The organism is Legionella maioricensis, from assembly GCF_023618015.1.
Classification (GTDB): Bacteria; Pseudomonadota; Gammaproteobacteria; order Legionellales; family Legionellaceae; genus Legionella; species Legionella maioricensis.
Map to the genome: position 1 here is coordinate 56,916 of NZ_JAJKBJ010000004.1, position 13,001 is coordinate 69,916.

A 13,001-nucleotide genomic window follows, 5' to 3' on the forward strand; every position below is an offset into this window, starting at 1 on the left:
TAGAGAAATAACATGAATGAATTATTAGAGAAAGCAAAAAAAATCAAATGCCTTATATGTGACGTAGATGGGGTTCTTACTGATGGTCTGCTTTATATTGATAACCATGGTAATGAGCTTAAATCTTTTCATGTGCAAGATGGCATGGGTTTAAAATTACTAATGGCTGCCGGAATTGAAGTTGCAGTCATTACTACCGCACGCAATGCCGTAGTAGATCATCGAATGCAGCAATTAGGTATTACTCACTATTACAAAGGTCAGGTTGATAAACGCGATGCCTATCAACAACTCAAAAAAACCTTAGGTCTCCAAGACGAACAATTCGCCTATATAGGGGATGATTTACCTGACTTACCTATCATTCAGCAAGTGGGATTTGGTGTTACAGTAGCTAATGGCGTGCGTCAGGTTAAGGAATTTGCTGATTGGCAAACGGAACAGACTGGTGGTCGCGGAGCAGTTCGTGAATTATGTGACTTAATCCTCAATGCACAAAATAAAGCGGATTTAGCCTTAGCAGGTTATCTAAAACAATGAATGCTGCCAAACAAGCAATCTGGCTATTTTTCACCTTACTCATTCTTGCCATCTCAGGATGGTATTATGTGAATTTAGAAACAATCTCCAGATTGGATAATGAGACGTTGTCCTCTACCATTGATACAACAATTTCGCAGTTAACGGTGCGCCAATTTAATAGCGAGGGTTTATTAACTAACGTGTTAACGACCCCGTTGATGCAACATATTCCCAAAGAAGACATCCATCTGCTCAAAACTCCTCACATTGTTATTGCTCAAGCAGATCAGCCCTCCTGGGAAATTCGCTCAAAGAAAGCAAAGTCTTTTAACGGGGGGGAACGAATCATTTTTATCAAAAGGGTCATAGTTCATCAAAATCCAGGAGATAATACCCAGGAAAGCACGTTAAAGACTGAAGAAGTCACCTATTATCCTAAGCTGAAAAAAGCAACAACCGATCTTTTTGTAACCTTTGAACAACCTGGTAATATAGTAGAATCAACTGGAATGAATGCTTATCTGGATGAGAAACGAGTAGAATTACTCCATCAAGCTAGAGGAAGTTATGCCCCAGCTAAAGGTTAAAAGCGGTTTATTTTTGTTGTTCATGGCGATTGCAGCGGTTGGATTTGCCCTGCCTTCTGACAAAGAACAGATAATGCATGTCGTATCAGACTCAGCGGATTTAAATCAACTAAACCATAAAGGTACCTATATAGGGAATGTGGAGTTTACCCAAGGAACAACAAACCTTCATGCTACTAACGCTATTACCAAGGCCAATATTAAAAATCAATTAACGTTAGCTATAGCAAATGGCACTAAAGGCAAACAAGCCCATTATTGGACCCAAACTGATCCCAATAAGCCCCCATTGCATGCTTATGCCGATACTATCCGTTATTACCCTTTGCGTCACTTAATAGAATTAATTGGCAATGCCCATGTTGAACAAGGCCCTAATTCTTTATCCGCCGCTAAAATAACTTATGATACTCTTAAGCAGCATGTAGTGTCCCAAAGCGATGGGAAAACAAGAACAACTATCATTCTCTACCCTGAGAAAAAACCGACATGAGCATATTAGAAGCGCGAAATTTAAAAAAATCATTTAAGTCCCGAACTGTAGTTAATGGAATCAGTATTAACATCAGAAAAGGAGAATGTGTTGGTTTATTAGGCCCTAATGGAGCGGGAAAAACCACTTGCTTTTACATGATTGTTGGTTTGCAATCTTGTGATGAAGGACAAATTATTCTTAACGACAAGGATATAACCCATGACGCAATGCATCAAAGAGCAAGATTAGGCATTAGTTATCTTCCTCAAGAAGCCTCTGTATTTCGCAAGCTCACGGTTGCAGAAAATATAATGGCCATTCTCGAGCTAAGACAAGATTTGAATGACCAGGCCCGAGAAGAAAAACTGGATCTGTTACTCCAGGAATTCCATATTAGCCATCTCACTAAAAGCATGGGTATGGCCTTATCCGGAGGAGAAAGGAGACGCGTTGAAATTGCCAGAGCCTTAGCTATAGAACCGTCTTTCATTTTGCTTGATGAACCTTTTGCCGGTGTCGATCCTATTTCTGTAATCGACATAAAAAAAATCATTCAACACTTATGCAGTAAAAACATTGGTGTTTTAATCACGGATCACAATGTTCGAGAAACTCTAGATATCTGCGAACGCGCCTATATAGTCAGTCAGGGAAAAATTTTATGCGAGGGAACTCCTGAACTTATTCTTGCTAATAAACAAGTCAGAGCGGTCTATCTGGGTGAAGATTTTACATTATAAAATATCAAATTTAGCCTATATTCTTTTTTCATAACATGCTGTTAGCAAAATAGAGGGATTTAATACTTTGAAGCATATATTTAAAAACACTCTTAAACAATTTTCCGGATTACTACACATTGATGAACTTGTTTATGATGTTCAAGAGGCAACATTACGTTTGCGTTTAGTTAATAACAAAACCCAGGACTACCAAATCTATTATTCCTTTTACTACCCACAATTAAATGCAATACTGTCTTTTCTGGAAGGAAACACACTTGACGAGAAAGAAGCTGAACAATTAAGAGAATATAATACCCCCTTTGAGATACAATACTTCACTGATTTGTGGACCAGTACCTCCAAGTCCCGCCCAGATACATCAATGCAACATGATCTTAATCAGCTTCCTCTTTTCTCAAGATTTGCAGCGGCGCTTGGCCGACCATTGGATAGCAATACAGAATTATGTCTGGTGGATAAAGAGATTATTAATACGATAAAGAGTAAAATTTCCAAGCCTATTTACCAAGAACAGTCCCCCTCTGGACAAATGATGAATGTAAAAGCATTAATAGATAAATACGCGGAGAATACTAGCAAGACTCCATACAAAAATTTCAGTGAACAAAGAGTTAGTGAAGCGCGCGATTTAGCTTTGGAGCGATCATTTTTGGTAAGTCCCGTTGCCAAAGCAGTAGGCAAGAATCTACTCAGGAAATTTGTATGTAAAACCCCAGAAAGGGAAGAGTTCCCCTCTTTGAAAGAAGTGACTTTATTTAAACTTCGCAATATGAAAAAAACAGGCGAACTTCTTCCTGAACATGAAGAGCTACTCCCTGAAGACTGTAAAATAAGATAAGTCGCCAATTCAATAAATTTGAAGCAGAAAATCCTTTTTTTTCAATAACCTCTATTATACGAACCATTGATGCCTATGGCTTTCGCTTGAGTAACTGTGCTGTTTGTTACTCGGGCCCTCAAGTCAAAAAATCGTTCCTGGAAGCACTATTAACTTAAAAAAAATAATTAGAATCAAACAGTGACAACAAAATTAAGCTAATATGTTTAAATAATGGTATTTATTTTTCCAACTTCGTTTGGTGAAGGAACGCTATAAGAAATGCAGAATATTAAATTTTACCTGTTAGGAAAATTTATCTATAAGCTTCGTTGGCCTATTATACTATTATGGGTGCTTATTCTATTATCTTGCCTTCCGTTCCTACCCCACATTATCACTCCGTTTAAAACGACTGGATTTATTGATGAACACTCATCCAGCGCCATTGCCGAAGAGCGTTTAGATAAGGAATTGGGTTATGACAGCAAAAATAAACTCATGATTATGTATTATAGCCCCAACCTTTTAGCCACTAATCCTTTGTATTTAAAAAAAATAAAGCAATCATTAGCTGATTTAGAAGACTTTCCACTGAAGCATGAAATCATTTTTCCTGACAAGAAAAAACAAATATCCAAAGACAAGCATACAGCTTATGTAGTGGTGATCATTAAAACCAATAAACCAATTTCAGATAAATTATTTGATCAATTTAAAGCATCTATAAAAAACCCTTCAAACATGACCGTGCAGACTGGAGGAGAACCATTTTTTATAGAAAAAGTTACAAAACAAACACAAGTCGATCTGTATAAAGCAGATTTTATTGCAACTCCTGTAGCCATAATAACGATGATTCTAGTGTTTGGATCGGTAGTAGCTGCCTTCCTTCCTGTTGTTTTAGGCGGAGGATGTGCCTTAATCATCCTTACAACCCTCTATTTTTTAGGCCATTTATTTACCCTGTCCATTTTTACGCTAAATATTGCCTTATTGTTAGGTCTTTGTCTTAGTCTGGACTATTCCTTATTTGTTATCAGTCGTTTTCGTGACGAATTGGATAACGGATTAAATACAATCGAAGCAATAGCAGTAACTCAAGCCCATGCCGGAAAAGCCATTTTTTTTAGTGGACTGGCTGTTTTAGTAAGCCTGAGCGCTTTATTTTTATTTCCAATCAATATTCTTTTTTCTGTTGCGGTCGGAGGATTAATTGCTGTGTTGGTTGCCATGCTGATAGCAATCATATTGCTTCCGGCAATTCTTTCCGTTCTGGATAAAAAAATTAATCTCTTATCAGTAAGATCATTCAGAAAGGATAAAAAGCGTCCCAGCATCTGGCATTGGATAGCTGAAAGAGTAGTGAACTACCCTCTTATGTTCTTTTGCTCCGTCCTCATTCTTTTATTGCTACTAGGATATCCATTTTTATCTGCTACATTTGGAATTTCCGACTATAAAATTTTCCCGGAAAAATCAGAAAATCGGAAATTTTATGATACCTATGCTGAAAAATTTAATATCAATGAATTAACTCCCATCTTATTGGTAGTCAAATCACAGTCAGGGCCCATTTTATCTAAAAAAAATCTTTATAAATTATATGACCTAACCAAAAAATTGGAAAAAAATCCGCTAATAAAGAAAGTGAATAGTATAGTCACCACTGATTCTGATTTAACAAAAAAACAATATTACACTCTGTACCATACCCAACAAGGTATGGACAAAGCCGATATTAAGAAACTATTAGCTACAACAACTCATAAGCATGTCACCGTAATATCGGTGGTTAGTAAATATCCTATACACTCCCCCCAGACCGATCAATTAATAACTGATTTACACAAGGTAAAGAGTCCTGGATTAAGTATCCAGATAACAGGTAAACCGGTAAGCAATAAAGAAGTATTAGAGTGTATTTATCACGTGCTTCCTTATGCCATTTTATGGATAATGGTCTTCAGTTACCTCATCCTGCTTTTACTATTACGCTCGTTATTTTTACCTTTTAAAGCAATTTTAATGAATTTATTAAGCCTTTCCGCCTGTTACGGTGCTTTGGTTTTAGTTTTTCAAGACGGCTACTTGTCTCATTTACTTAATTTTCAACCCCAAGGCTTACTGGATATAAGTTTACTGGTGATTATTTTTTGTGCCTTATTTGGTTTCTCTATGGACTATGAGGTTTTCTTACTCTCCAGAATTAAAGAAGCTCATGAGATGAGTGGTAATAACAGAAATAGTATTGTTTTTGGTATTGAAAAAAGCAGCCGTATTATTACCAGCGCTGCAATTATTGTGATCGTACTTTGCGGTTCATTTTTAGTAGCCGATGTGTTGATGGTGAAAGCTTTTGGCCTTGGTATTGCCGTGGCTATTTTTGTGGATGCTTTTCTAATCCGCACCCTTTTAGTACCAGCAACTATGGCGCTTTTAGAAAGTTGGAATTGGTATCTCCCCAAATGGTTGGATAAAATTTTACCTAAATTTTAATTTATCTATCATTCATTAGACTTCTTTCGAAACCCTCTGTGTTGAGCGAAGTGCGAGAAGGAACAAAGCGCAGAACTGGAGTGTACATGACACAGTACATGAAGATTCAAGCACCGTACCAAGAGCAATTCGCCGATACAGTAGAGTGTTGAAAAAAATCTATTAAATTCAACGTTCCTCTGAGTTGGCATTATTAGTATTTTTGTCCATACTCTAAATAAAGATAATACATGTTACTGCTAAAACGTTCCCGTTAAAAAGCTCTTGGTTTTATTAGTAAAAATATTCAGTTAGCGACGCGAAGCTTTAAAAATTTAAGGATAATGAGCGGAGGATAGTGTGGATATTCAAGATACAGTACATACATTATTTGAAGAGCATGCGAGATACAAACCGGATAATGTTGCCGCACTATTTGGTAAACAATCGCTAACCTATGATGAGTTAAATAGAAAAGCAAACCAGCTTGCTCATTATTTGCTGACAATGGACATTAAACCGGATACGCCCGTCGCTTTCTGCATGGATCGCTCTTTAGAATGCCTCATCACGATACTGGCTATTTTAAAAACAGGAGCGGCGTACTTACCACTTGATCCCGTACACCCCCAAGAACGTTTATTATTCATTCTAAAGGATAGTAATACCCCCATTCTCATAACAACATCTGATTTAAAAGAGAAATTTGCTCAATATCGAGGAAAATTAATTCTTTTAAATCAATCTTGGCAAAAAATCTGTAATCAGAAGCCTCAAAATCCTAACCTTCCAATAAAACCAGGGCAACTGGCCTATGTAATTTATACCTCTGGTTCAACAGGAAAGCCTAAAGGGGTATTAATTGAACATCAATCAGTCGTTAATTATTGCCGCTGGTTCGCTGATTATTGCAACATCCGTCCCAAACACCGTATCGACTTCTCTTCTAATCATACTTTTGACATGGCAATAACCCTTTCAATTGCACCTCTAATGTTGGGTTTAACTATTGTGATGTGCAATGATGATGTAAAAAAAAATGTCCGACATTACATCAAATACCTTAAAAACTCCAAGGTTAATCTTATTAAACTGACACCCAGTTTTTTCAGAATATTATTACAGGAAGTAAAAAGTAAATTCATTCCCCTTCCTTACTTAAAAACCATTATTTTAGGAGGAGAAAATTTATCCACTGTGGATTGTAAATCCTGGCTGGAACTTTACCCCAAGCATATTTTACATAATGAGTACGGTCCAACTGAGACCACCGTGGGTATTTCACAATATAAAGTGTGTCGCTCCAATGTTTCTGATTTAGGAGTAAATGTACCCATTGGCAAAGTAGGATACAACATCCATTGTATGATCCTTGACGCAAATAATACCCCGGTCTCCAATCAGGAAATAGGTGAATTACATATAGGTGGAATCTGCCTGGCTCGAGGGTATCTAAATAAACCGGAGCTTACTCAAACACAATTTCGCCATGATCCTTTCAGTAAAGAGCCTAATGCTCGATTATATAGAACAGGAGACCTCTGTCGATTACGAGCAGATGGTGTACTTGAATATTTTGGAAGGACCGACTCTCAGGTCAAAATAAGAGGATATAGAATAGAGCCTGGAGAAATAGAAAAATACTTGGCATTACATCCAGCCATTGATACATCAATTGTGATTGCTCAAAAAAACCCTTTAAATGAAGACTGTTTAATCGCTTATTATGTTTTGAAAGACACGAGTAAAACGCTCAATGCACCTCAATTACGCGAATACCTGCAAAAACATCTACCAGATTACATGATTCCAAATGCATTTATCAGCATTCATTCGTTTCCACTGACGGCTAATGGCAAATTGGACACATCATTATTACCAGCACCACAATTGAGCGCCAGCCAACAGCATAAAGAGCCTTTAACTGATTTAGAAAAATCTCTCGCTGAAATCTGGTCAGAAGAATTGGGAGTCAAAACAATTGGATTAGATGATGATTTTTTTGAATTAGGGGGACATTCCTTATCTGCTGCACGGATTATTTCCAAAATAAATCGCATATTGAAAACGGATCTAACTTTACGAGATTTTTATTATGCTCCCAATATTGCCCAGTTAAGTGCGGTAATTTGCAAGACAAAAAAACGAAAGAAACTCCAACAAAAAAACAAACCGCTTAACCATGAAGTTGATATCCCTCTTAGCGACTTTCAGTTCATGTTATGGATATCTGATACCTTTGAATCGAAAGCTAAAAAATTAAATATTACGTTCAGAAAACGATTACTGGGTAAACTGGATAAAACAGCTTTAGAATCTGCTTTTGATGCCGTTTTAAAAAAACAGGAAATATTATTTTACCGCATATTAAAGCTGCGCCCAGTACAGTTTTTGCAGAAAGATCTCTCTTTTTCCATTACAGAAATTAATCTGGAATCTTTGTCTGAAACTGAATGCGAAAAAGAACTTGAAGCCTCCATGAATCAACTAATCAGCTATTATCCATGGCCCAAAGACTCCCCCATGATTATGGCAAAATTATTTTATTTGAAAAACAATCGAGTTGAGTTACAAATCACTATGCCACATATTGTTTGTGATGATTTCTCACCCGAAATTTTATTATCCGATTTATCACGTTCTTATCTTCATTACAAAAATCACCCAGGCATTGAGTTAAGAACCACCGATAAACCATATAAAGAATACATTTTTAATGAACAACATTATTTCCACAAACATTTGGATCGAGACATTAATTTTTGGGATGAATACTTAAAAAATGCAGGTTTATTTGCCCTTCCCCCTGCTAATGTTGTAAAAAATATGGACTCAAAAAAATTAACTTATTCAACTTATACAAACATAGCGGAATCCAAATTAAATAATCTTAAACAATTTTGTGCCAAACATCATATCAGTGTTAATGATGGTTTGTGTGCCGCAATCGTATTAGCCTTGCGTAATTGTGCTCCAAGTAACAGTTCTCAGCCTCCTTACATCTATATAAATATAATCAAATCGACACGCGATAATGAAGTATATGATGATACTATCGGATGCTTTCTCAGACTTGAGCCAGTGAAAATAGCATTAGAGAAATACTCTACTTTAGAGACTATATCTAGACAGATACATCAATCCACAATAGATACGAGTCCCCATCAACAGTGTCCAGATCTGGTAAAACTCTCTTCAGTCGGCACTTTTCGCTCAAAAAGAAAAATAATTAAAAATTTTTTAATTAATGTCTTCACTTCAATTTATGCAACCCTATTCTCTATTCCAGAAATAAACCGTAAAATTTTTAAGCTCTGCACCCAACGCCTCGGGGCATTTAAACGTGATAATAATTTTCTTATTAATATCAATGTGAGCAGAAACTTTATTTCCGAGCCTCAAAATCAATTTAATTTATTTGGGTTAGAAACAGCGCCTATTAATAATCATCAATACGACTTACTGAAAATAAACAATGTTTTTGACGTATGTTTTTTACGAGATGATAGCAATAATTCACCGTATATGGTTATTTCGGCGAACTTGAGACCTGAATATCGTGAGTTGATTGCAAAAGAAATAATACAAATCCTTAGTTTTACATCCTTTCCTATCCTTGAAGAAAATAGACATAATATAAGCTATGAAAAAAATCATTCTTTAACTAAAACTATTTAACTTAGAGAATGGTTTTTTTTATCAGTTCTTATTACTATGTCGTCCTAGAAAATAAAGTTCAATCTATAAAATATCATACTATTTCCAATATTATATTTTTGTGTTTTGCAGGCTGTTTTATTTTCTGATACATTGTTTTTGTTCTCTTTTTTAAGTTTAACAAGGATTGAAAAAAATGATAAAAAGAATTTTTTTGGTTTGTATGTATTTTTTTAACCTCTCTGTTTTTGCTTGCTCCAGCGCATTACCTACTGATCACGTAAGTTTTTGTTCTTCCTTTAAGACGGCTGCAACCTGTTATTGTACTTCCTCAGGTTTACCTGCAGGGATGTGCCAAGATATGAATGCTCTTTACAATCGTATGATCAGCGTATTTGGATCATTACAAAAAGCGTGTGAATATCAACACTACACTACTACTCAAGACTGCATGGATAACTGGAATTGTTATCGTTTTGGTGGCGTCGATTCTCGTGGTAGATTATGCAGTTCGAACAAGCAAGCCTGTAACTAATTTTTAAATTGTATTTCTTTGGCTCTTCAAAAAAAGAAGGGCCAAAATCATAAAGAGTATTTAACTGTGATTAATAAAAAAACCAACTTATATCTATTTTCCCTTATATTTATTTTCCCAATTTTTTGTCATGCTAAGATAAACGATCGATTCAACCATCCCTTCTATGTAGGCGCCTTAGGGGGCTTTGGCTCTACCACTTGGCAAGGATTAGTACCCAGTCAAATAAATCAAAATTTAGCTATAAGTATGTCTACTCCGGTAAGCGCTCAGGAAGGAGGTCATGTTTGGGGATTTTTAGCCGGATATGAAATTAGCCCATTTTTTGCTCTTGAAGCAAACTATATTCACTATCCTTATGCCAACATCATTTTTGAATCATTTAGTTTATTTAGTTTCAATCATAACGGATTGACAAAATTTACTACCAATACTGAAGTGTTGAGTTTGATGGGTAAAGTAATGCTTATCATACCCGATACCAAAATGAGACTTTATTCCAGTGCAGGAGCCGCTAATCTGCATCGTGAAGATATGGTTGTTGACGATTGGCGTTTAAGTCCAGCTTTTGGCGTTGGCTTAAATTACCATATTGCAGAACACTTGATGGGAGAACTTGGGTTCCACTATACCGCCGGTTATGGGGAGTCTCAATTAAATCCTGCTGATACTTATTTTCCTTTTATTTATTCAGTTACTTTGCGCCTGGCTTATTGCTTTTAATTTCAGGATTATTATTTAGTGAAAACAAGCAGAGGGTATTGTATTTTCTATCATTACAAGCAGCAGTTAAATTTTTAACGGTTATTGGGATTGGTAAGCTCCGCTCAGTAACGATTAAGGAAAGCCAATACTTCATTATAAGAAGCAAGATTGTCTTTGTTGGTGTCAATCTTACTAAAATTCTGGACTAATTCAGCAACTAACCCATCTTTTGCAGTATTAGAAGGATCAGAGCTCATAAGCATTAGTTGGCCTTGACTTTCAGGCAGCGACGAGAGTATTTGGGACATCGTTGCCAAGTTATCTTCAATTTTACGACTGGATTCAATTAACGAAATAAGCGAGGCTATATTATCAGTTGGTGAATCAGTAGTTTGATTAGAAGACTCTTTATTGGCGGTACCCTCTGCAACCTTTGCTGCTGTGTTTACCGGGATTTGCTGAGATAACTGACTGAAATTTTGTTTTACTTCATCAGATTGCTCATAACTCATCGTTTTTAATGGGGGGCTATTAATTGATGTTAGTCCCTGTGCACAGCCAGCCAAGTAATTTCCATTTATGTTTAAGTTCATAATAAAACCATTTCGATTAAAATAAAATCGCCTATTAAGTATAGCCTACTTTTATAATTTTAGTAGTCGGTGAGAGAAAATTACGCGAAAAGTTGCAAAAGCCTGATAAGACTCATTAAGTGCAGCCAGGCACTTGGGCTGTTGTGTTTAGGAAAACACTAGTTGTAAGTACCCAGGCTACTCACTACTCCAAGAGAAAAGGAAACTCACTCTTTAAAGTCCTTTTTAATTTGAATACATCTCTAAGTGTTATGCTAGAATATCATCCTGTTTAAAATCGTATCGCTAAGATTCAACTCTCTTTTATGCTCTTACTCATTGATAACTACGATTCATTTACTTATAACCTGGTCCAATACTTTCAATGTTTAGATCAAGATGTTATGGTTTTTAAACACGACAAAATTAGTCTGAATGAAATAAAGAAGCTGGCACCTCAATATATTGTCATATCGCCGGGCCCCAAATCGCCTAACGAAGCGGGTATTTCTCTGGCTGTAATTCAAGAATTTTATAGAAATATCCCTATCTTAGGCATTTGTCTTGGCCACCAATGTCTGGCACAAGTATTTGGCGGCAACATTATACCAGCACCTGAAATTATGCATGGTAAAACATCAACTATTATTCATAATTACCAAGGAGTATTTAAGAATATTCCCAATTCATTCCAGGCAACCCGTTATCACTCTTTAGCTGTTGAGATAGCTAGTTTGCCTTCATGTTTTTCAATAGATGCATGGGCAAAACAAACAATTATGGCAATTTCGCATCGTCAATACCCGCTTTTTGGTCTACAATTTCATCCTGAAGCAATCCTAAGCCAATATGGTTTGCAACTATTAGAGAATTTCTTAGAATATGAAACCCAGTCTCCTATTTGAACAACTTATTGCCAAACAAGACTTAACCTCCGCTCAAATGCAAGAGGTGATTCACGCTTGCATGACAGGTCAATTAAACGATTTACAAATTGCTACTTTTTTGGCCCTAATGCGAATGAAAGGTGAAACGGTTAACGAATTAACTGCGGCTGCTGAAGTCATGCGGCAATTAGCCCACTCAATAGAGCTAGGCGCCAATCTAATTGACATTGTTGGTACCGGCGGTGATGGTAAAAATACCTTTAACGTATCCACGGCCTGTAGTTTTGTGGTTGCTGCAAGTGGAATTCCAGTGGCCAAACATGGGAATCGTTCCGTTTCAAGTCGCAGTGGGAGCGCTGATTTATTGGAGCAGGCAGGTTTTGTGCTTAATCTTTCAGACGTTCAGATGCAAACTTGTATCAGACAATGTAACTTAGCTTTTTTATTTGCCCCTCACTATCACCCAGCCATGCAACATGCCCGTACAGCACGCCAACAATTAGGAATTAGGACTCTGTTTAATTTATTAGGCCCCTTAATCAATCCTGCCCAAGTAAAAAAACAAGTGGTCGGTGTATTCTCCAATAGCTGGTTAAAACCTTTAGCCACCGTGCTCGCTAATTTAGGGAGCGAACATGTTTTAGTAGTTAGTTCTCAAGACGGTCTGGATGAAATCAGTATTGCAGCTCCTACAGAAATTGTTGAATACAAACAAGGAGCATTTAAAGAATGGTTACTTCTTCCTGAAGCATATGGCATCAAACATCAATCTTTAGATCCAATCATCGTTGATTCACCTCAGCACAGTTTAGAGTTAATCAATGCAGTACTTGCGGGGCATAAAGGCGCCGCACGCGATATAGTTCTGCTTAATTCTGCTGCTGCAATATATTGTGCCAGCGATGACCTTTCTTTTGATTTAGCACTAGAACAAGCAAAAACAGCCATCGATAGCGGTAAAGCAGCCCAGTGTTTTAATCAGCTTCGTCTATTAACTCAAACTTTGACTAAAGAATAAAA

The 13,001-nt window shown here is 36.6% G+C and carries 12 protein-coding genes; 11 read left to right on the forward strand and 1 reads right to left on the reverse strand.

The window, feature by feature from the left end; genetic code table 11:
* Window positions 1-12: 12 nt before the first annotated feature.
* From kdsC to LOX96_RS05185, 9 genes are all read left to right on the forward strand, one after another.
* A complete protein-coding gene (gene kdsC / locus LOX96_RS05145; protein ID WP_250420975.1) occupies window positions 13-540 on the forward strand; it encodes a 3-deoxy-manno-octulosonate-8-phosphatase KdsC in 528 nt (175 codons plus the stop codon).
* Window positions 537-1,109, forward strand: coding sequence for an LPS export ABC transporter periplasmic protein LptC (gene lptC, locus LOX96_RS05150; RefSeq protein WP_250420976.1), 573 nt, complete (start codon window positions 537-539; stop codon window positions 1,107-1,109). The genes kdsC and lptC overlap by 4 nt, the downstream gene beginning before the upstream one ends.
* A complete protein-coding gene (gene lptA / locus LOX96_RS05155; protein ID WP_250420977.1) occupies window positions 1,090-1,602 on the forward strand; it encodes a lipopolysaccharide transport periplasmic protein LptA in 513 nt (170 codons plus the stop codon). The genes lptC and lptA overlap by 20 nt, the downstream gene beginning before the upstream one ends.
* Window positions 1,599-2,324, forward strand: coding sequence for an LPS export ABC transporter ATP-binding protein (gene lptB / locus LOX96_RS05160; RefSeq protein WP_250420978.1), 726 nt, complete (start codon window positions 1,599-1,601; stop codon window positions 2,322-2,324). Before lptA ends, lptB begins: the two co-directional genes overlap by 4 nt.
* Before the next feature lie 67 nt (window positions 2,325-2,391).
* A complete protein-coding gene (locus LOX96_RS05165) occupies window positions 2,392-3,168 on the forward strand; it encodes a hypothetical protein (RefSeq protein WP_250420979.1) in 777 nt (258 codons plus the stop codon).
* A 261-nt stretch (window positions 3,169-3,429) separates the two neighbouring features.
* Complete coding sequence (locus LOX96_RS05170; protein WP_250420980.1) at window positions 3,430-5,646, forward strand: MMPL family transporter; 2,217 nt, start codon at window positions 3,430-3,432, stop codon at window positions 5,644-5,646.
* Between the two features lie 339 nt (window positions 5,647-5,985).
* Entirely contained in the window at window positions 5,986-9,303 is a 3,318-nt protein-coding gene (locus LOX96_RS17615) for an amino acid adenylation domain-containing protein (RefSeq protein WP_250420981.1), read from the forward strand.
* Window positions 9,304-9,478: 175 nt separating this feature from the next.
* Window positions 9,479-9,817, forward strand: coding sequence for a hypothetical protein (locus tag LOX96_RS05180; protein ID WP_250420982.1), 339 nt, complete (start codon window positions 9,479-9,481; stop codon window positions 9,815-9,817).
* Between the two features lie 66 nt (window positions 9,818-9,883).
* Entirely contained in the window at window positions 9,884-10,540 is a 657-nt protein-coding gene (locus LOX96_RS05185) for an outer membrane beta-barrel protein (protein WP_250420983.1), read from the forward strand.
* 104 nt (window positions 10,541-10,644) lie between these two features.
* Here LOX96_RS05185 and LOX96_RS05190 read toward each other — a convergent pair whose 3' ends face one another.
* On the reverse strand, window positions 10,645-11,115 hold the full coding sequence (locus LOX96_RS05190) for a hypothetical protein (RefSeq protein WP_250420984.1): 471 nt from the start codon (window positions 11,113-11,115) through the stop codon (window positions 10,645-10,647).
* A gap of 305 nt (window positions 11,116-11,420) precedes the next feature.
* On the opposite strand from LOX96_RS05190, the gene LOX96_RS05195 reads away from it, so the two are divergent.
* Together LOX96_RS05195 and trpD are read left to right on the forward strand one after the other, a co-directional pair.
* On the forward strand, window positions 11,421-11,999 hold the full coding sequence (locus LOX96_RS05195; RefSeq protein ID WP_250420985.1) for an anthranilate synthase component II: 579 nt from the start codon (window positions 11,421-11,423) through the stop codon (window positions 11,997-11,999).
* Window positions 11,977-12,999 carry an anthranilate phosphoribosyltransferase gene (trpD, locus tag LOX96_RS05200; RefSeq protein WP_250420986.1) on the forward strand — a complete coding sequence of 341 codons (1,023 nt, stop codon included), beginning with the start codon at window positions 11,977-11,979 and terminating at the stop codon, window positions 12,997-12,999. The genes LOX96_RS05195 and trpD overlap by 23 nt, the downstream gene beginning before the upstream one ends.
* Window positions 13,000-13,001 lie beyond the last annotated feature (2 nt).

What these genes read in the sequence shown, in the direction of transcription:
- lptA (WP_250420977.1), top strand. Translation starts at nt 1,090, where the DNA reads ATGCCCCAGCTAAAGGTTAAAAGCGGTTTATTTTTGTTGTTCATGGCG.
- trpD (WP_250420986.1), top strand. Translation starts at nt 11,977, where the DNA reads ATGAAACCCAGTCTCCTATTTGAACAACTTATTGCCAAACAAGACTTA.
- kdsC (WP_250420975.1), top strand. Translation starts at nt 13, where the DNA reads ATGAATGAATTATTAGAGAAAGCAAAAAAAATCAAATGCCTTATATGT.
- LOX96_RS05190 (WP_250420984.1), bottom strand. Translation starts at nt 11,115, where the DNA reads ATGAACTTAAACATAAATGGAAATTACTTGGCTGGCTGTGCACAGGGA.
- lptB (WP_250420978.1), top strand. Translation starts at nt 1,599, where the DNA reads ATGAGCATATTAGAAGCGCGAAATTTAAAAAAATCATTTAAGTCCCGA.
- LOX96_RS05195 (WP_250420985.1), top strand. Translation starts at nt 11,421, where the DNA reads ATGCTCTTACTCATTGATAACTACGATTCATTTACTTATAACCTGGTC.
- LOX96_RS05180 (WP_250420982.1), top strand. Translation starts at nt 9,479, where the DNA reads ATGATAAAAAGAATTTTTTTGGTTTGTATGTATTTTTTTAACCTCTCT.
- lptC (WP_250420976.1), top strand. Translation starts at nt 537, where the DNA reads ATGAATGCTGCCAAACAAGCAATCTGGCTATTTTTCACCTTACTCATT.
- LOX96_RS05170 (WP_250420980.1), top strand. Translation starts at nt 3,430, where the DNA reads ATGCAGAATATTAAATTTTACCTGTTAGGAAAATTTATCTATAAGCTT.